The 19319-nt window shown below is 59.5% G+C and carries 20 protein-coding genes; 7 read left to right on the top strand and 13 right to left on the bottom strand.

Annotation, left to right across the window (positions count from 1 at the left end; translation table 11 throughout):
• Positions 1-19: 19 nt before the first annotated feature.
• From JI721_RS09695 to JI721_RS09675, 5 genes are all read right to left on the bottom strand, one after another.
• A complete protein-coding gene (locus JI721_RS09695) occupies positions 20-802 on the bottom strand; it encodes a thiazole synthase (RefSeq protein WP_274454679.1) in 783 nt (260 codons plus the stop codon).
• Positions 803-833: 31 nt separating this feature from the next.
• Complete coding sequence (gene thiS / locus JI721_RS09690; RefSeq protein WP_274454678.1) at positions 834-1034, bottom strand: sulfur carrier protein ThiS; 201 nt, start codon at positions 1032-1034, stop codon at positions 834-836.
• Positions 1012-2166, bottom strand: coding sequence for a glycine oxidase ThiO (gene thiO / locus JI721_RS09685; protein WP_274454677.1), 1155 nt, complete (start codon positions 2164-2166; stop codon positions 1012-1014). The genes thiS and thiO overlap by 23 nt, the downstream gene beginning before the upstream one ends.
• 31 nt (positions 2167-2197) lie before the next feature.
• The gene (locus JI721_RS09680; protein ID WP_274454676.1) at positions 2198-2875 is read right to left on the bottom strand and encodes a thiamine phosphate synthase; all 678 of its coding nucleotides are present in this window, start codon (positions 2873-2875) and stop codon (positions 2198-2200) included.
• A 167-nt stretch (positions 2876-3042) separates the two neighbouring features.
• Positions 3043-3765 carry an SGNH/GDSL hydrolase family protein gene (locus JI721_RS09675; protein ID WP_274454675.1) on the bottom strand — a complete coding sequence of 241 codons (723 nt, stop codon included), beginning with the start codon at positions 3763-3765 and terminating at the stop codon, positions 3043-3045.
• A 215-nt stretch (positions 3766-3980) separates the two neighbouring features.
• On the opposite strand from JI721_RS09675, the gene JI721_RS09670 reads away from it, so the two are divergent.
• Both JI721_RS09670 and paaI read left to right on the top strand, forming a co-directional pair.
• Positions 3981-4541 (top strand): cysteine hydrolase family protein, encoded by a 561-nt coding sequence (locus JI721_RS09670; protein WP_274454674.1) that lies wholly within the window; start codon positions 3981-3983, stop codon positions 4539-4541.
• A 30-nt stretch (positions 4542-4571) separates the two neighbouring features.
• Positions 4572-5000: a hydroxyphenylacetyl-CoA thioesterase PaaI gene (paaI, locus tag JI721_RS09665; RefSeq protein WP_274454673.1), complete on the top strand. Its 429-nt coding sequence runs from the start codon at positions 4572-4574 to the stop codon at positions 4998-5000.
• Between the two features lie 45 nt (positions 5001-5045).
• Here the strand turns inward: paaI and JI721_RS09660 are convergent, their stop codons facing one another.
• Positions 5046-6236 carry an MFS transporter gene (locus JI721_RS09660; RefSeq protein WP_274454672.1) on the bottom strand — a complete coding sequence of 397 codons (1191 nt, stop codon included), beginning with the start codon at positions 6234-6236 and terminating at the stop codon, positions 5046-5048.
• A gap of 243 nt (positions 6237-6479) precedes the next feature.
• On the opposite strand from JI721_RS09660, the gene JI721_RS09655 reads away from it, so the two are divergent.
• From JI721_RS09655 to JI721_RS09645, 3 genes are all read left to right on the top strand, one after another.
• Positions 6480-7313, top strand: coding sequence for a Dam family site-specific DNA-(adenine-N6)-methyltransferase (locus JI721_RS09655; RefSeq protein ID WP_274454671.1), 834 nt, complete (start codon positions 6480-6482; stop codon positions 7311-7313).
• Positions 7314-7428: 115 nt separating this feature from the next.
• Positions 7429-8283: a mechanosensitive ion channel family protein gene (locus JI721_RS09650; protein ID WP_274454670.1), complete on the top strand. Its 855-nt coding sequence runs from the start codon at positions 7429-7431 to the stop codon at positions 8281-8283.
• Between the two features lie 37 nt (positions 8284-8320).
• Positions 8321-9535: an MFS transporter gene (locus JI721_RS09645; RefSeq protein WP_274454669.1), complete on the top strand. Its 1215-nt coding sequence runs from the start codon at positions 8321-8323 to the stop codon at positions 9533-9535.
• Between the two features lie 82 nt (positions 9536-9617).
• On the opposite strand, the gene JI721_RS09640 is transcribed toward JI721_RS09645, so the two are convergent.
• Together JI721_RS09640 and JI721_RS09635 are read right to left on the bottom strand one after the other, a co-directional pair.
• Entirely contained in the window at positions 9618-10892 is a 1275-nt protein-coding gene (locus JI721_RS09640) for an MFS transporter (protein WP_274454668.1), read from the bottom strand.
• Positions 10893-11067: 175 nt separating this feature from the next.
• Entirely contained in the window at positions 11068-12798 is a 1731-nt protein-coding gene (locus tag JI721_RS09635) for a helix-hairpin-helix domain-containing protein (protein ID WP_274454667.1), read from the bottom strand.
• 212 nt (positions 12799-13010) lie between these two features.
• Between JI721_RS09635 and JI721_RS09630 the strand changes: the two genes are divergently transcribed.
• Positions 13011-13964: an NAD(P)/FAD-dependent oxidoreductase gene (locus JI721_RS09630; protein ID WP_274454666.1), complete on the top strand. Its 954-nt coding sequence runs from the start codon at positions 13011-13013 to the stop codon at positions 13962-13964.
• A gap of 60 nt (positions 13965-14024) precedes the next feature.
• Here JI721_RS09630 and JI721_RS09625 read toward each other — a convergent pair whose 3' ends face one another.
• Both JI721_RS09625 and JI721_RS09620 read right to left on the bottom strand, forming a co-directional pair.
• The gene (locus tag JI721_RS09625) at positions 14025-14354 is read right to left on the bottom strand and encodes a hypothetical protein (protein ID WP_274454665.1); all 330 of its coding nucleotides are present in this window, start codon (positions 14352-14354) and stop codon (positions 14025-14027) included.
• A gap of 271 nt (positions 14355-14625) precedes the next feature.
• Positions 14626-15000 (bottom strand): helix-turn-helix transcriptional regulator, encoded by a 375-nt coding sequence (locus tag JI721_RS09620; RefSeq protein ID WP_274454664.1) that lies wholly within the window; start codon positions 14998-15000, stop codon positions 14626-14628.
• Positions 15001-15186: 186 nt separating this feature from the next.
• Here JI721_RS09620 and JI721_RS09615 point away from each other — a divergent pair, with 186 nt between their 5' ends.
• Positions 15187-16368 (top strand): uracil-xanthine permease family protein, encoded by a 1182-nt coding sequence (locus JI721_RS09615; protein ID WP_274454663.1) that lies wholly within the window; start codon positions 15187-15189, stop codon positions 16366-16368.
• Between the two features lie 65 nt (positions 16369-16433).
• On the opposite strand, the gene JI721_RS09610 is transcribed toward JI721_RS09615, so the two are convergent.
• From JI721_RS09610 to JI721_RS09600, 3 genes are read right to left on the bottom strand one after another with little or no spacing between them, the layout of a single operon-like run.
• On the bottom strand, positions 16434-17201 hold the full coding sequence (locus JI721_RS09610; protein ID WP_274454662.1) for an ABC transporter ATP-binding protein: 768 nt from the start codon (positions 17199-17201) through the stop codon (positions 16434-16436).
• 45 nt (positions 17202-17246) lie between these two features.
• The gene (locus JI721_RS09605) at positions 17247-18299 is read right to left on the bottom strand and encodes a taurine ABC transporter substrate-binding protein (RefSeq protein ID WP_274454661.1); all 1053 of its coding nucleotides are present in this window, start codon (positions 18297-18299) and stop codon (positions 17247-17249) included.
• 40 nt (positions 18300-18339) lie between these two features.
• Entirely contained in the window at positions 18340-19182 is an 843-nt protein-coding gene (locus JI721_RS09600; RefSeq protein ID WP_274454660.1) for an ABC transporter permease, read from the bottom strand.
• Between the last annotated feature and the right edge of the window lie 137 nt (positions 19183-19319).

The raw sequence follows: 19319 nt of genomic DNA, 5'->3' as shown, positions 1-19319 counted from the left end.
CCGTTCGTCAATGCTTGCGTCAACCCTGGCTGCCAACCAATCCCGTTTCCGGGCTGCTCGGCGAGGCGGTTGCCGTCCGCGGAATGCGCCCGGCCAGATAAGCCAGCCTGCCAGCCTCGACCCCCAGCGACATAGCCCGCGCCATCTTGACCGGGTCGACCGCTTGTGCGATCGCCGTATTCACCAGCACAGCGTCCGCGCCAAGTTCCATGGCCAGGGCCGCATCAGAGGGCGCCCCTATTCCCGCGTCGATCACGACTGGGACACGACCGCCCACGACCTCGATGATGCGCTGGAGGCGCTCCGGATTGGGCAGCCCCTGGCCCGTTCCAATGGCTGACCCGTACGGCATCACGGTTGCGCAGCCGACATCCAGCAGGCGCCGCGCCACGGTGTGGTCATCCGTCGTATACGGTAAAACGACAAACCCTTCCTTGACCAACGCTTCCGCGGCTTCAACCGTCGCAATCGGGTCGGGCAGCAAGGTGCCGTCTGCAGGAATGACCTCCAGCTTCACCCAATTGGAAAATCCTGCGGCGCGCGCCAGTCGCGCCGTCCGCACCGCTTCCTCGGCGGTTTGGCAGCCAGCCGTGTTGGGCAGCAGAAAATACTTGTCAGTGTCAATATAGGCGAGCAGCGACTCTTCGCGCGCTTCCAAATTCACTCTGCGGACGGCGACCGTCACGATTTCGGCCCCGGACGCCGCAAGCGCGTCACGCATTTGTGCAAACGTACGATACTTCCCTGTCCCGACCATGAGTCGGGAGCGAAAGGTGCGGCCCGCAATTGTCAATGCATCCATCGAATCCGTCCCTCCGTTTTCGTATGCCTTGTCAACCCCCGCCCACAAAGCGGACGATTTCCAATACGTCGCCGTCCTGCAGCGTGACCGTCGAAAACTCGGTTCTGCTGAGAATCGTACGGTTGTGCTCCACCGCGATGCGTTCGTGCGTCAACTCCAGTTCCGTGATGAGCTCTGCCACCGTGATGTGTTCCGATACGGTTCGCTCCTTACCGTTGACCCAAATGTTCATGTGCGGATTCACCTCGCTCCGAAGTCCGGCGACGGGCGCGAAAGACCTCCCAATGGGACGGCCATGGCACATGCTCAACCGCATGTACCAGCATGGCGCCCGTCACCGGCGCAAGCAGCATGCCATTGCGGAAGTGGCCCACCGCCGCATAAAGCCCGGGATGGTCCGGAACTTCGCCAATCCAAGGCAGGCCGTCAGACGACCCGGGGCGCAGTCCGACCCAGCTTTGTTCAAAACCCGCATCGCGAAGGACCGGCACGATGCGCTGCACATGGGCCAAGAGCGCAGCGATGGCGTCAATCGTGACGTCGCGGTTGAACCCGGCAGCGCGGTCTTCCGTCGCACCGACCACAATCGTCCCGTCCCGCTTCGGAACGAGGTAAGCGTGCCGACTGAACAAGGTGCGCACCAGTGCGCGGGCACGGCGCGGCCGAATCGACAGGAGCTGCCCTTTCACGGGCTGGACTTCGACGGACATCCCGAGCGAGCCCAGCAGCCGGCTGGCCCACGCCCCATTCGCTGCGACGACAACGGGTGCGAAAGCGCGACCGCCTTGCGTGGACACCTCGTAGCCGCCGCTGGCGCAATGCTGGATCGCAAAGACCTCGGCGCCCTCCTCAACCACCGCCCGCCGTTTGACCGCTCGCGCCAATGCCTGCATCAGCAACGGCGCATTGACGTTGCTGTCGTCCGGCAGCAGCAGCGCACCGAGACACTCGGAGATGCCCGGCTCCTCGGCCGCAGCTTCTGCGCCGCTCAGCCAAATGGCGCGTGCGCCAGATTCGACTTGCCAACGCATTTTCGCTTGCAGCGCCTCAACTTCATCTTCCGAGTACGCCAGTTGAACAATTCCGTTGTGCGTCAATTGCGGGTCGATGCCTGTTTCTTCATACAACTCATCCACAAACGCCGGATAGCGCGCTCGGCTTTCCAGACAGAGTTGGGAGAAGGCACCGGGTTGATTGACTTCCAGCTGCGCCCCCAGCATCCCCGCGGCAGCGCTGGAGGCTTCCGCGCCGATGTGATTTCGCTCCAGCAAGAGCACGTTGCGACCCGTCTTTGCCAGTTCCCATGCAATCGTGCTGCCAATCACGCCGCCGCCGACGACAATGACATCAAACGAATGCGCCAAGCCAAACCCTCCTCCAGAAAACTTCAGGCACCTACATGCGGCCGGCCAGGGGGCTGTGAAACGGCACCTTCGGTGAAGGATTCGCCGCCTCCATGGCCCGTTTCAGTGCACGGGCAGCCAGCTGCGGGTGTTCCGCCTCCAGCACGGCGCCAATCACCGCGATCCCGCTGCACCCGGTGGCCAGCACATCGCCAACGTTTTGCGCACTGATGCCGCCGATCGCGATGACAGGGATGGACACCGCCTCGACGACGCGCTCTAGTGCACGCAGGCCCTGCGGCGGCAGCCCCGGATGGGATGCGCTCGCGAAGATGTGGCCGAACGTGACGTAGTCTGCACCCGCCGCTTCGGCCTGCACGGCTTCCTCGACCCTGTGAACGGAGCAGCCAATCTTCCCATGCCACCCGGTTTTCGCCCGGAGCTTATGTACAGCAGCAATCGGCAAAGACTTGGCCGCCAGGTGAACCCCGTTCAAATCAGCCGAAATCGCGATGTCTGTTCGGTCGTTGACAAAGATGTCGGCGGTGAGACACCGCGCCGCAAATGCTGCTTGAAGTTTCAGCACCAAATCATAGGTCTCCGCGGCCGGCGCTTTCTTCTCGCGGACTTGAATGACATCTGCCCCGCCTGCCGCCGCCTCCACAAGCGCCTCACACAGCGGCAGATGATGCCGCTTTCGATCACTAATGACATGCAAGACAGCGTTCATCGTTCACCTCCAAACAAAAAAGCCGCACCTTAACAACAGGTACGGCGGGCTTCCAGTCTGAACCCAACGATCGACACCTCATGAATTCCACGGGCTATGTCTATCCGTCAAGATATTTGAAATCAGGCTATCACGCCGTCAAGAACGCCGTCAAGTGCGGCTTGTCCTCAGGTTTGCCGCGAACGTTCCGCCTGAAAGGTTGGAAAGCTTGAACCGAACCGCTGCAGGAAGTCATTCGCCAGCAGGCGGCCGGCCAGCGCGTGCCCGGCCGTGTTCGGATGCGCCCCGTCCGCGGCGTAGGGCTCGACGGTCTGTCCAGCGGCCTGCAGTGCCTCTTTCATCTGCTGGAACAAATCAAATTGGTAGAGGTTTGGGCTGTGAAAGCTGGCAGCGGCACGCATCTCGTCCGCCATGTAGGCGGACTCCAGTGGCCAGGCGGAAGCGGTGGACGCCTTCGTGACCGGCGGAGTGACCATCAACACGACCGCGTGCGCCTGCAGTGCCTGCTCAATCTCACCGCGGATCGCCGCATCAAAGGTGGACAGCGGCGTCCGCTGGTGGACGTCGTTGAGCAGTCCCCAGGACAGGACCACGATGTCCGGCCGCTCTGTCTTCAACCAGTGTTCATACGTCTTGAGGGACAACCCAGGAACGGTTTCGCCAGGAATCGTATGGTCGAAAATCTGCACGGGCTGGCCCATCTTTTCGGAGGTCTCCTGAAAAGCACGCTTCAAGTAACTCTGGTTGTGGACCGCCTTCCAGCCATGTGCTGCCGACCCGCCAATGAACATCACTCGAATAGGCGCCTCGGCTGCTTGCTGGACGGGTTCGCCAATCCATAACCCCGCACAAGCGCTCGCAAGCATCACCACGGAAGGGAACCAACGCACGATCAACACACCCTTTCGCAAAACTCGACTGCCAATCACTGGCACGCGGTTTGCTGTTTTCGCCCCTTGGTCTATTCTGGCCCATGCGCTTGCGGACTCATTCCCATCGGCATTGGATCTGGTATCTCGAAGGGCGTGTCGATTGACAAGTGGAGAAGTCTCCGTTTATAGTGACAGAGAGTGTACGGATGCCACGAAGAAAAGGGAGTGTACACATGAAGGCAGCGCTCTTAGTGATGGACCTGCAAAACGGCATTGTCTCGAGATTCGGCGGCACCCAAACCGTCTTAGCGCCGTTTCTCAACGCGGTCGAAGCCGCTCGGCAGCACAACATTCCGGTGATTTTTGTTCGCGTGGGATTTCGCGAAGGATACCCTGAAGTGAGTCCGCGCAACAAATCCTTTGCCAGCGTGCTAGAATCTGGCGGCATGACCATCACCGATGCGAGCACACAAATCCACGAAGCATTCGGGCGCCGCCCCTCTGAACCCATCGTCACCAAGTACCGCGTCAGCGCCTTTGCCGGCAGCACACTGGAAACGATTCTCCGCGCGCAGCAAATTGACACCCTGATTTTGAGCGGCATTGCGACCAGCGGCGTGGTTTTGTCGACCGTGCGCGAAGCGGCGGACAAAGACTATGCATTGACCGTGCTCTCCGACGCGTGTCTTGATATGGATCCCGACGTTCACCGCGTCCTCATCGAAAAGGTCTTCCCCCGTCAGGCGCACGTAGTCACCGTGGACCAATGGATTGACAGCTTGCAGCACGCCTGACAGCGAGCAGGTCATTGAGGAGGGACATCCATGGCAGACCAGACCCCAGCCGTCTCACCGGAGGAAGTAACCGGATTCGACCCGTTTTCCAAGCTGCTTGGGATTGAAGTCGTCCGCGTGGCCGAAGGACAAGCCACCGTACAGATGCGGCTGCGCGAGGATATGGCGAACGTGCACGGAACGCCGCACGGCGGGGCGGTGTTTACGCTGGCGGATACGGCGCTGGCCATTGCCAGTAATTCGCACGGCGTCGCGGCTGTCGCACTCGACGTCACCATCACATTCTGTCGTCCGGCGCCCATCGGCAGCCTGCTGACGGCAACCGCCGTCGAGGACAACCTCACCCGCAGCACGGGGCTTTACACGATCAACATCACCAGCGACACCGGAAAGCTCATCGCGACCGCGCGCGGGACCGTCTTCCGCACGGGAAAATCCACCGCGGCGCCTGCCCCGTGACCTTGCAGCCGGGGCACGCGGCCGGGTCGGCAGACGGCTCCTTCGTTACATCGCGCTCGTGTCAGAACGCATTGGAACGGAGCGCGGCCGCAGAAACCGATGCACGCAAAAGGAGACCGTCGACACCAGTGACGCGGCGGACGCGATGACCAGAATCGGCACCACGCCAAAGAAATCGAAGATGTTGCCGAACATCAAGGGGCCGACCAGACGGCCAACATTGCCCACACCGCCAACGACGCCCAGGTAGAACGGCGCGGACCGCCCCGTCGTTTGCGTGATGAGCGCAGGCGACGTTGGCGCGATGTGCATTTCTCCAAAAGTGCTGATCACCATGCTGACAATCATCAATACATAGCTGCCATGGAAGAGCCAGAGAAAGGTAAAGCCGAGCGTGTAGAAAATGCCGCTCGAAATCAAACGCGCGTACAGCGATTTGGTGATGAAGCGGTTGAGCAGCGAAATGAAGGGCTGTCCAATGAGAATCACGATGCCGTTCGCCGTCCACAGAAAACTGAACGCCGCGGGAGACCGGCCCAGTTGATTCAGATACGGTGCGACACCCGAGCTCCACGTCGACGTCGCGATGGAGAGCATCATGCTGCCAAGCGCAATGAACAAATACAGGCGATAGTCCCGCAGTAACATGCCAATGCCCGCGTCGCCCGTTTGCATCCCCACATCGACCTGCAGCGTGTCTGCTTCCTCAAACCCGATGTGACGAAGGTAGACATAAAAGAACACACCGAAACCGATGGTGGTCATCCCGTCAAAGAAAAACGTCAAATTGAACGAAAGCGCGGCCAGCAGTCCCGCCAGCGACGTGCCAATCGCGACGCCGATGTTGTTGAACACGTAAATGGCGTTGAAGAGTCGGTACCGCTGCTCACGCCAGCGAAAGCCGACAAACGCGTTGACGGCAGGCATGGTAAGCGCATTTAAGAGGCCGTTCGCCACCATCATCGCAATGTAGGGGTCCCAGGTCTTTGCGACAATCAAACTGAGCTGGGCAAAGCCATTCAGCAGCAATGAGCCCACAATCAGCCGTTTGGCGCCAAGGCGGTGAAACAAGGCGCCTCCGATGAATTGGCCGACCACGCTGGCCAAGGATTGACAGAACAGCACAAAGCCCGCCTCGCCGTACGACCGATGCAGGACATTATGTACATAAATCGTAATGAGCGGCCACAGCAAAGCGCTCCCGACCGCGTTCAACAAGCTTGCGACAATGAACAAATAAGATTCCCGGGGGTACCCCGACAACCACACATGAAGTCGATGCTGGAAGTGTGTCATGCAGAGGAATTCGAGGTCCTTCGACAGGTTCCTTCTCCTTTTCCCATAGTCTATCTGGTTCGGCTGGTTTACAATGGGAACAGGCTGCGGCCTTCACAGTATTCCTGCGGTTTGCGTGGCCGTTTTCGGACCACCTCTGGATGACCTTTTGGACGACCGATGAGGACGGTGGAGATAAACTTCATGAAGCCATTCCTGAAATGGGCAGGCAACAAATACCGGATCCTTCATAGAATCCAGCAATTGCTGCCGCGCGGACAACGGCTCATCGAGCCGTTCGCCGGATCGGCGGCTGTATTTCTCAACACAACTTTTCCGCAGTACGTCCTCAACGACGCCAACGCGGACCTCATGAATGTGTACCAAACCCTGAAACAGTATGGCAGGGTGTACATCCAAGCATGCCAGTCCTTGTTCAAGCCCGAACACAATGTCGCGGAAGTCTACTACGCGTATCGGGAGGAGTTCAATTCCACGTCAGATTCGTTCCGCAAAGCGGTTCTCTTTGTCTACCTCAATCGGCACGGGTATAACGGTCTGTGCCGGTACAACAAGGACGGCCGGTTTAACGTTCCCTTCGGCCGCTATCGAAATCCTTACTTCCCCCTGGAAGAAATGCTGGCCTTTCACCGCAAAGCACAATTCGCGGATTTGCGCTGTGAAGACTTCGAAACTGTGATGCTGCAGGCTCGCCCAGGGGATGTGGTGTACTGTGACCCGCCCTATGTACCGCTCTCCAACACCGCGAACTTCACCAGCTACCACGCTTCGGGCTTCGGTCTGGAGCAGCAGCAGCGACTGGCCCAGCTTGCCAGAACATTGGCCGAGCACGGGATTCCCGTGCTGATTTCCAATCACTACAACGAATTCACACGAGTCACGTACGCGTCCGCAGCCATCACCGCGTTTCACGTTCCGCGGTTCATCAGCTGCAATGGCGCCAAACGGCAGCCGGCCCCGGAACTCCTGGCACTGTTTGACGTGCCCGCATACATGCAAACCGCTGTGTTATCATGAAGCCGACGATGCAAAGCGACTGGCGCCGCAGAAATGTGGACAGGCTGAATGAGGCATTGGATGCAGCTTACTTTGAGAAACGGTGGTTGTGATGAACGCCCTTTGGAAACACCTCGTGCATTACGTAAACCAAAATGTAACGGGACTGGAGCATGCAGCATGGGACGCCGTCAAAATCATCCTGCTGTTCGTTGCGGCACAAATCATCATCCGAGTGCTCTATCGCCTGTGCAACCGACTGCTTCAAATTCGGACCCGCATCGACGAACGACGCCGGAACACGCTCGCGGCGCTCTTTCAAAATGTAGCGCGGTACACGGTTTATTTTATTCTGGTGCTCACCATTCTCCCGATTTTCGGCGTCCACATTGAGGCCTTGCTGGCTGGTGCAGGGGTTGCCGGTATCGCCATCGCGTTTGGCGCCCAAAACCTGCTCAAGGATATTTTTAATGGTCTCTTCATCCTGTTTGAAGACCAGTACGGCGTCGGAGATTATGTGCTGATCAACGGCAGCGTCGGCAGCACCACTGGCATTTCCGGGCAGGTTCGTACCATCGGCGTGCGCATCACTGTCATCAAAGTCTGGACCGGCGAGCTGGTCTTCATCCCCAACGGGCAAATCATACAGGTCACAAATTATTCAAAAGAAAATTCCATTGCCGTTGTCGATGTGGACGTTGGGAAAACGGCGAATACGTCGCAGGCGATTGACATCATGCAACGCATCATGGAACAACTCAAGCGCGAAAACCCCAATATCGTCGGCCCCATCGCGAGCCTCGGAATTCAGGCCGTGACCGACACGGGCTTCACGCTTCGCGCAACCGCCGAGTGTGCCCCGTATACCCAATTTGGGGTGGTTCGCGAAGCCCAGCAGCGCATTCATCAAGCCTTTCTCGACCACGGAGTGGAACTGCCTGCCCAAAAGGTGGTGTACGTCCCGGATACGGGCGCGCCGCCAACAGCCTAGATTTGACGCCTGCGCACGGTGGTAGTACGGTGAAGGTATGACCAACCAGACTTCATCGTACATTGAACGCGGTAATCCTGCCTTTTTTCGGGCCATGTCCGCCCTGTTTGCGGGCGGATTTACGACATTCGCCATCCTGTACAGCACGCAGCCGCTGATGCCGACGCTGTCCCGTCACTTTCATGTCGCACCCGCGACGGCCAGTTTGTCCCTGTCTGTTACGACAGCCACCTTGTCCATCGCGATGGTCATCGCGGCCGGTTTGTCCGAGTCCATTGGCCGCAAGCGGCTGATGAAATGGTCGCTCGTCCTGTCTTCGGTGCTCGCCATTCTCTTGGCGTTCAGCCCGAACTTTGGGGTGCTCCTGGCGCTGCGAACCCTCCAGGGCATTGTGCTGGCCGGGCTCCCCGCCATCGCCATGGCCTACGTGAGTGAGGAATTTGCCCCGCAAAGCCTCGGCGTGGTGATGGGCATGTACATCAGCGGCACAACGGTCGGCGGCATGGTGGGCCGCATCGCAGTGGGTATGCTCTCAGACGCCTTCTCCTGGCATGTGGCGCTGGCGGTCATCGGGGTCATCAGCTTGCTCTGCGCCATCTGGTTCTGGGTGAGCCTGCCCCTGCCGACGCATTTTCAGCCCAGCCCACAACGCCTGGGCTCCCTGCTGCAGGCACTGTGGTCGCAGCTGCGCAATCCAGGCCTCCTCTGCCTCTATGTGATTGGCTTCACCTTGATGGGTGGATTTGTCACATTATACAACTACATCGGCTACCTGCTGATGGGCCCTCCCTACAACTTGAGCCAATCCGCGGTCGGGTGGATTTTCATCGTGTACCTCATGGGCACGCTCAGTTCCACCTGGATGGGCCGGCTGGCCGACCGCCACGGACGCGCAAACATGCTGGTGACCAGCATTGCCGTGATGCTGTGCGGGCTTCTCGTCACCTTGGTGCCCGAACTGGCCGTGAAAATCGTAGGCATCGCGGTGTTCACCTTCGGCTTTTTCGGTGGACACTCCATCGCCAGCGGCTGGGTCGGCCGGCGGGCAACGCACAGCAAGGCACAGGCGTCGTCCCTGTACCTGCTGTTCTATTACATTGGTTCGAGTGTCATGGGCGCGCTCGGCGGGATTTTCTGGAGTCGCTTTGCATGGAACGGCGTCGTCGCCATGATTGGGCTGTTGATTGTCTGTGCGCTGGGATTCGCGCTTTTCGTGCCCCGCGTTCGCAGCCAAGGCGGAGCCGCAGCATGACCACGACCATGAGGAGAACCCCGAATCACGCCAACAGGGTCAAGGTTTGTGCAACCTTGACCCTGCCATGCAGCTTCCGTCATCAGCTGGCGACGGTCATCGAATCCTCGAGCTCCTGCGCTCTCTTGTCCGTCCGAAGGAAGGCCACAAAGACGGTGGTTGCCAAGAGGAAGGCCGCCAGCAGGAAGAAGCCGGCATAGCCGCTGCCCGTCAACTGCTTGACATATCCAACGAGGTACGGGCCCAAGAAGCCGCCCAAGTTGCCGAGCGCGTTGATGAGCCCCATTGCAGCCCCTACAATCTCCATCCGAATGATGGAACTTGGAATCGCCCAAAACGGACCGTACGGGCTGTAGACCGCCATCGCCGTAATCACGAGGAAAATCATTTCCACGATTGGTGTATGCGCGATGAGCTGGCCCAGAATCAGGCTGATCGCGGCGATGATACAAGGAACCGTGATGTGCGCCTGACGCTTGCCACGTTTATCCGACCACGCCGAATTGGCCACCATCGCGACCAGCGCGAACAAAAACGGAATGGCAGACAGCCAGCCAACCGTGGCCGAGCTCGTGACACCCTGGAAGTCCTTGACCACCGAGGGCACCCATAAGCTGAACCCGTAAAACCCCGTGATCCAACAAAAGTAAACCGCAATGAGTTTCCAGGTCATCCCCGAACCGAGTGCCTGCCGGAAGCCGCCGCTCTCCGGCTTCACCTGATCCTCCGCCGCCAGCACGGTCTCAATGTGCGTGCGCTCCGCATCGGAAATCCAGCGTGCTTGGCTCGGGCGGTCAGAGAGCGCAAACCACCAGACTATCCCCCAAATGATGGGTGGCAGCCCTTCGATGAAAAACACTTCCCGCCAGCTTGCAAACGTTAACAACCACCCTGTGATGGGCGTCATAATGATGGATGATACCGGCAGACATGCCATCCACAGTGCATTTGCGCGCGCTCGTTCACGCTGCGGGAACCAGGAAGCCAACAAGACCAGAACAGCCGGCCAAACGCCCCCTTCAAACACGCCGAGTACAAACCGCATGATGTAGAGCTGCGTCGTATTTTGCACGAGCGACGTTGCCATGGCAGCGAGGCCCCACAACATCATCAGGATGAAGACGACCCGCTTGGCACTCCAACGACTGGCGAAGTATCCCCCTGGAATCTGCAGGACCATGTACCCGAAGAAAAATACACCGGACGCGAACCCGGTTGCAGCACTCCCGAGGTGAAAGCTGCCGCTCAGATAGGGCAAAATCATGGAAACGTTGATCCGGTCCATGTATGCCAGCATGTACATAAGTGCCGCAATGGGAATGATGTACTGCCACCGTTTGGCTGGCACGTTTGACATAAGAGGCCCCTCCCAAGTTGCAAGTTCTTTCAGCTAACTGTGTTCAAATCAGTTAACTTATGTTCATAATTGATCATTATTAAGCGGTTTCATAGAAATGTCAACAGAAAATTCGACCATTCCCGAAACCGTTTGCTCACTTTGTCCTATGTCCCAGTGCGGCGGGATAGACCACTCAACCCTGGCGATCGCGGTGAAGCCGCGCCAATACCGCCTCAATCGGCCGCGTATTCAGAACATCGCTGGCTGTCAGCCAGCCGCGCCAGGCCATCCGCACCCCGTACGCCATAAATTCAAACTCGTGAGCGTGGTGCGCATCCGTGTTCACCGATATCAACACACCAGCCGCCCGGCACTGGCGCAGCGCGTCATCCGATAAGTCGAGGCGATTCGGGTTCGCATTCAATTCCATCATCACCCCGCGACGCGCCGCTTCGGCGAGAACCGCCTCAAAGTCATACGGGTAGGCGGCGCGCCGTCCAATCAGTCGGCCCGTCGGATGACCGATGATGTCTACAGCCGGGTGTCGAACGGCGGCCAAGAGCCGCTTGGTCATCACGTCCGCCGGCTGGTGCATCGCGCTGTGAATCGAGGCGATCACGATGTCGAGTTCGTCCAGCAGCTCATCTGGCATGTCCAGCCGGCCGTCAGCCAGGATGTCCACCTCCATGCCCCGCAAAATCCGAACCGACGTCCGCGACTGTACCCGCTCAATCTCCTCCCATTGCTGCCACACCCGCTCGGGTGTCAATCCCCCCGCAATCGCCAGCGACTGGGAGTGGTCGGTGATGGCAATGTACGCATAGCCCAAGGCTTCCGCCTGTGCCGCCGCCTGCACAATCGACAAGGACCCGTCACTCCAGTGGGTGTGAACGTGCAAATCGCCTTGAATCTGCACGCGCTGAACCAGCCGATCCGGCGGACACAACAACCCGCGCCCCTCCCGCAGCTCCGGTGGGATGTACGGCAATCCGATGAGGGCGTAAATGTCAGCCTCCGACGATACCGCCACAGGCACCCCACGGCTGTCGACAATGCCAGCTCGCGTCCATTCGTAGCCCGCCTGCCGCAACAGTCCCTCGATAACCTGCTGATGCGTATCATCCCCGGTCGTTTCCATCAGCCGCAGCGCAAACGTGTCGGGCGTCGTCCGAATCACGTGAACCGGCGGGCTGCCCGCATCCGCTGACTTGGCTCGATGCGGGAGACTGGCCAGACCGGTGTGCTTCCCGTCAAGCCCAGCGGACGGCGGGTCCTCCGCTGCGTCGGTTTCGGCCACCACCACTTCGATGCCCGGGCACATCGGCAGCAGCCGGCGCGCCCCTCCCGTGACCTCCGCGTGCACCACCCCGGGCAGGCGGCGCAGCGAAGCGCCCATCGCTTCAGCCAACGGCCAGACCTCTGCGATGGGCCAGGCGGTTTGACGCTCGATGAGCACCGCCGCGTCGCGCTTGAGGCGCTCGATGCGTGCCGGACCAAACCCCGGCACGGTGCGCAGGGTCCCGTCCGCCAGCGCGTTGTGCAAGGCCTGAAGGGAGTCAATGCCGTGGTGATGGACGAGCGCGTGTGCCGTCTTTGGGCCAATGCCAGAGACCCGCAGCAGGTCGCAGGCGGAGGGTGGCGTCGTGATCGCCAGCGCTGTGCGCGCCGCCTCCACCCCACCCGCCAGAATGTGGCGAATCACGTCCGCCGTCTTCGGTCCGATGCCCGGTACACGCGTGGGCTGCGCCAGCCGTGTTTCGACCGGCAGCTCGGACGCCGCCAGGTGGTCTGCCGCGCCCCGCAGCGCGCGGGCTTGGTGCGGGTTTGGCCCGTCAATCTCGAGCAGGGCGGCGAGGTCTCGCAGCCCCTCGATGAGTCGATGCAGGGCCTGTTCCGGCTGGATGCTTTCCGGGAGTTCGGGCACCGTGTCACCTCCCCGTGGTCGTGCAACGTCGTGATTGGAACCTCCGTTCGCGCACTCGCTGATAGGTTTTCCGGAAACCGGCAGCATTACCCAATCCGCCCGCATCGTACAGGACACTCGGAGTATCAATCGCGGTCATCCCTTCATTATCCCTTCATTCATGGTCATCAAATGGGGTGTGATGTGGGCATACTGCGGCGGGGGTGTATCCAGTGGAGAGCTTTGAGTTTGACTGCATCATCGTCGGCGGCGGAATTGCAGGACTGCAGGCCGCCATCCAGTTGGGGCGATACTGTCACCGCGTCCTGGTGTTGGACGCCAATACGGGACGCTCCACCCTCTGCCGCAGCTACCACAACGTGCTCGGCTGGCCGGACGGCGTCAGCGGGCTGACCCTTCGCGACAGCGGCTTTCGCCAAGCCCGCAAGCTGGGCGTTTCCATTCAACACGCTGTGGTCACGGCCATTCAGGCAGAAAACCCATCGCAGCCGGTACAAGGGAGACAGCGGTTTGTCGTGATCGTCGAAGACGGCCGCGAATTTTCGTCCCGGACCTTGCTCCTCGCCACCGGGGTCGTCGACCGCATCCCGCACATTCCCGGCCTCGAGCCTGCGCTCGGCTTGAGCATTTACGTCTGCCCGGATTGCGATGGCTACGAATGCCTGCAGCGGTCCACGGTCATTCTTGGCGCAGGAGATGTCGGTGCGCGGATGGCGCTGACGCTGTTGCACTGGACCGACCAACTGGTGTATGTGAACCACCTCAAGCGGCCCGTCTCCCCGGACCTGCTCGAACAGCTGCGCCAGCACAACATCCGGCTGATTGACGAGGAGATTCAACTCATTCAATGCAACGCCTCTTCTTCGTTGGAGGCGGTGGTGCTGATGGATGGTACCGTGATTGAGGCAGAGCGCGGGATGATCGCGTTTGGCGGCAACAAGGTCAAGTCGTCTCTCGTCGAACCCCTCGGCGTACACCTGACCTCATCCCGGCACATTGCGGTGCATCCGCGCACCAAAATGACCAGTGTGCCGATGGTGTGGGCGGCAGGTGACGTCGTCGCGCACTCCGAGCAAGTCACCATCGCCATGGGCGACGGCTCGCAGGCGGCCATCTTCATCCACAAGTCCCTTTTGGGGGAACCAGTCGACCGATTTCAACCGTAAAGCAGACGGGTGGAGACAAGGCGGCATGACAGGGTGGCAGACACCTCGGCATGGATTCAATCACGGAGCCCCGCTGAGTTCATACTGATAATATTTTGACCCCTCTCTAACGACAATGACTACGGGGACGACATGTAACTTGAGAAGCTCCCGGTACTCATCTGCGGTTTCATAAATCGGGGCCCCATAATATTCCTTACCCGTTGGGCGTAATGTGTGTATGTCACCTTTGTAACTCGTCCTATAGATGTAATGACGCCCTTCAAACGCGATTCGATCATATCCGTATCGGAAATAGTGCCAAGCATTATCGAGCTGATTCCCGAATATCGCAATGGCAATAAAACAGGCGATGAAAACACTTAGCGCACCGAAACGAAAACCCTTCATCACGATCCCTCCCTCCACTTCTATCAAACTACCGCCCGGTTGGGATTTTGAGGAAGACAACGGTCGCACTGGTGGCGGAAAAGTTTATGGACAAGGCGAAGCCCCTAACCCCTTTCGAAGTATCGACGATGCGCACAGCAGCAATGCTGGGTGTCAAGAATCTATTTGTTATTCCTGTGAGTGTCATCTATCTATTCCACATTTTTAATCTGATATGAGCTTATGATGCCTCCATTCATGCTGTACATCCGCATGAAGCTTTTGGCGGCGCTTACCGCGTCGGCATCACCCGATTGAGCATGCTGGCGTACCGGTTGAAGAACTGTTGAATCAGTGACTGGTAGCGCTCCATTTGCACCGCGTGGCGCTTCAACGACTTCTTCCCTTCCTCCGTCAGTTCATACAACCGCTTCGCGGGTCCGGCCGCACTGGTGTCCCAACTGGACACCACCAGCTGGTCCTTCTCCATCTGCCGCAGCATTCGGTAGAGGTTCCCTTGGTCAAGGTGTTCCAGGCCGCACTGCGTCAATCGTTGCATCAACTCATAGCCGTGCATCGGCTCCTCGACCAGCTGCAGCAAAATGAATGCAACGACCAATGATTTTGGCGGGCTGCCGGCCAGCTCGTCGTCTGTGAATGGTGCCACCTCATCGCCCCCTGTCAATTACGTGCAGTGTACCGATGCGTGGGAATCTCCGTCAAGCTGCTGACATCGACTTCCGCAGCCCAGTTGACACCAACTTCAAAACCGTCATCGACTTCATTCGACACGCGGTATATACTGTGGACAGTTTGAGCAATTTTCCACTTGACACGGTTGGGAGGTTTTGCGGTGCGTGCATTTTTTCGAGGGTTCCCTTTGTCTGTGCAGCACGTGTTCGCCATGTTCGGCGCGACTGTGCTTGTCCCGATTCTGACCGGCCTGAATCCGGGCGACACACTCATCGCCAGCGGCATCGGCACCATCATCTTTCACCTCATCACGCGAGGAAAAGTCCCTGCTTATCTTGGTTCTTCCTTCGCCTTCATCGCGCCGCTCACCCTGTATGTCACCAAGCACCACGCACCTGGACAAGCGGTGACCGGCCTCATCAGCGTTTCCGTGGTATACGCCGTGCTCTCCCTCATCATCACGGTCGTTGGATTTGACCGGGTGCGAAAAATCATTCCGCCGGTCGTCGTCGGCCCCGTCGTCGCCATCATCGGGTTGTCGTTGGCGGTCACGGCCATCCAGTCGGAGGCAGCGACGCACTGGGACGTCGCCATCGTCAGTCTGGCCGCCGGCATTCTCGCCTCCATCGCCGGATCACGCCAAATGCGGCTCGTCCCCATCCTCATCGGCATCGTGGTGGGATACGTCTATGCGGTGATTCGAGGCCTTGTACAATTCGGCACCGTCCAGTCCGCGCAGTGGATTCAGGTGCCCCACCTTCATATGCCCGTGTTCAGCTGGCAGGTGGTGTTGGCCATGGCGCCCATCGCCCTCGTCACCATGATTGAAGACCTCGGCCACATGTTCGTGCTGACGGAAATCACCGGGCGCGACGTCACGACTCATCCCGGCTTCAGCACCATCCTGCTCGGCAATGGGCTGGCCACCTTCGTATCCGCGCTGATTGGCGGCCCCGCACAGACCACGTACGCGGAAAACCTCGGCGTCCTGGCCATGACCCGCCAGTTTTCCAGCCGGCTCATACAAGGTGCGGCAGTCATCGCCATCATCCTTGGCTTGATTGGCAAATTCGGCGGCCTGATTCAGTCCATCCCGACGGCGGTGATGGGAGGCATCGGGATCCTTCTATACGGCATGATTGCATCCATGGGCATTCGGCACATGATTGAAGAAAAGGTCGACTTGACGAACATCAAGAACCTCATCATTTGCGCGGTCATTTTTATTGTCGGCGTCGGTTACGCGAACAACGGCATCGCGTACGCGACACTGGCGGGCCTCATCATCTACTGGGTGATTCCGGATGTCGGCCGCAGACAGCGCGAGGAAGCGGCGTCGTAACCCACTCCGGCTGCGGCGTGCCCGGGCGTGCCCGTCAGGCTGCGTCTCACTCAGATTGGTGCCCGTCAGGTTGCGTGCATCTGGTGAATCATGTTGACCAGCGTCTCGCGCTGTTCAATGAAAGCCTGGCTGGCGCGAACCGTCCGGCTGCCCTCGCCCATCGCATGCGTGAACGAGCAGGGCAGGTCAGCGTGAATCACCGCCGGCCGGGGCGACATCACCACGATGCGCGTCCCGAGCGCCAGCGCTTCTTCCACATCGTGTGTGATGAAGAAGATGGTCTTGCCGGTTGCCCGCCAGATTTGCCGAAGCGCGTCCTGCATCTGCTCTTTGGTAAACGCGTCGAGCGCACCGAACGGCTCATCCATCAGGATGATGCTGGGGTCGTTCGCCAGGACTCTGGCAATGGCGGCCCGTTGTTTCATGCCGCCCGACAGCTCGTATGGCTTACGATCGCGAAACTCCTCCAGCCCCACCAGTTCCAGGTAGCGGCGGGCCACCTCGCGGCGATCGGCTTTCGGCATGTGCCGCATTTTCAGCCCAAATTCGATGTTCCCTTCAATCGTCAGCCACGGGTACAGGGCCGGTTGTTGAAACACGACACCCCGTTCGCGGTCCGGCCTTCGCACCGCATGCCCGTTGCACCGCACTGTGCCCTGGACGGGGGGCTCAATGCCGGCGATGATGCGCAGCAGAGTGCTCTTGCCGCACCCGGACGGCCCGAGCACACACACAAACTCTCCTTCATCCATGGAGAGATGGATGTCGTGCAGGACCTCGATGGTCCCTTTGCGTTCATAGGCCTGATAGACACCCTCCAGTTCCAGCAGCACCTGTTTTCCACCTCTCTCGCGTCCTGCCGCCAACCTCCGCCAAAACTACTGAGCCGCCTGTTGCAAATACTGCGGTGCGACGGCGTTGTCAAACGTACGCACGGGTGCGGACTGTGCGAGGTCACCCTGAGTGACCATGAAGTCTGCGTTGTTCTTCATGATTTGCGCCATCTTCCCAACGTGTCCTTGCGTACCCAGATAGGAGCTGCTCAGCTGTTCGCTGGGTGACAGCCAGACCAGCTCTTTCATGTCATTCGCAGCCTCGGGCTGAGAAATATCAAACGCCTTGGCAATCACGGCGGCCGCCTGGGTTGGATGCTGTTCGTAGAAGTTGTACGCCCGGATGTTGGCTTTGAGGTAATCCGCGACGACTTGTGGATACTTCTCTGCAAAGTCTTTGCGAGCAACCAGGATGTCCGCCGTGACGACGCCTCGTTTCGCCATCTGGCCGCTGTTGAGAATCACGGTGCCGCCGTCGCTGACCATCTTGCTGAGTGTCGGCTCCCACACATAGGCGCCGTCGATGTTGCCGCGCTCCCAGGCCGCGAGAATCTGCTGCGGCTCCATGTCGAGGATTTTCAACGAGCTGTCGCTGATGCCTTGCTGCTTGAGTGCCATGAACAGGCTGAACGCGCTGGTGGACCCAAATGGCGTAGCAATCGTGTGGCCCTTGAGCCCCGCGAGGCTGTCGATGTGCTCGTTCTTCTTGACCACGAGTGCCTCGTTTTTCCCCTCGACGTCACAAATGTAGATGACTTCGTAACCGGTGCCCTGGGCAATCGCGGCGGCCGCCGGAGAGGAGCCGATGACCGCAATGTCAATCGCACCGGATGACATCGCCGCGATGACATCTTTCCCGGAGCTGAACGGTGTGTATTGGATGCGGGTGCCTTTCAGCTCCTGCTGCGCCCAGCCCTGTGCGCGCGCGATTTCCTCAGTGTTCGGAATCTCCTGGTACCCAATTTTCACTTGCGCCGGCATGGATGAAGCGGCCCCTGCCGGCTGTGACGTGCCGCATGCGGTCACCAAAGCCGCCGAAACAATCGCGGCCGCGGCCGCCCCGCAGCCCGCCGCCCATGTTTTCCATCGTTTCCCCATCTTGTCGCATCGCTCCTCTGCTCGCACTTTGCCGGACTGTTTACTCCTTGCCTTTCCACGGCACAACCGACCGCTCGACCAGTCGAAAGATGCCGTCAATCAGCAGACCGGTGATTCCCATGATGATGATGCCGACGAACACGATGTCGCTGCGCAGGAAGTTTGCGGCGGTGAGCACCATCCATCCGATGCCGGATTGTGCGGCCACCATTTCTGCTGCAACCAGCGTGGTGTATGTAAAACCGATCGCAGTTCTCATGCCTGTGAAAATGTCCGGGAGACAAGATGGAAACACCACGTACCTGAACACCTGCCAGCGCGACGCCCCGAGCGTCAAGGCACTGTGAATGCGCTGTTCACCGACCGACTTCACGCCGGACATACACGCGATATAAATCGGTGCGAACGCAGCCAAATACAGCAGCGCGACCTTGGACACGTTGCCAATGCCCAGCCAAATAATCAGCAGGGTGTAGTACGCAAGCGGCGGCAATGGGCGGTAAAACTCCACAAACGGGTCGATCGCGGCTCTGAACTTTGCGCTGTAGCCGCTTGCCAGCCCCAGTGGGATGGCGGTGAGCACCGCCAGCACGTAAGCCACGCCCATGCGCGCCAGGCTGATGCCCAAGTGCTGAAGGAGCGTGTGCCCCTGGTAACCCGACGCCAGCAGAACGAGGAAGCTGTGCCACACCTCCGCTGGCGAAGGGAGAAACACAGCCGAGACCAGACGCGCCGACGCAATCGTCTGCCAGGCGGCAAGAACGACCACAACCGCGATCACGGTGATCCACGTTTCGCCCCGCCGCAGGATGCCCTGGCGTGGACGTCGTGTGCGCATCCCCGTGACACCGGCAGCCCGATTGGGTGTCTCGTTGTCTGACAATACACTCCCCTCCTGGTCTATGTGTACGCCCCGCTCCAGCGATTATCCAAAAAATTTTGCTGTCCGCCGCATCTGCCCGCCCTTTCCAATGGAAATTTCAAGAGACATGCTAGGCTTTTCAGCGGCGATGATGTAAA

The organism is Alicyclobacillus cycloheptanicus, from assembly GCF_028751525.1.
Lineage (GTDB): Bacteria > Bacillota > Bacilli > Alicyclobacillales > Alicyclobacillaceae > Alicyclobacillus_L > Alicyclobacillus_L cycloheptanicus.
Note: the sequence above shows the minus strand (reverse complement) of the source record. Positions and strands in the feature narration are given on the sequence as shown.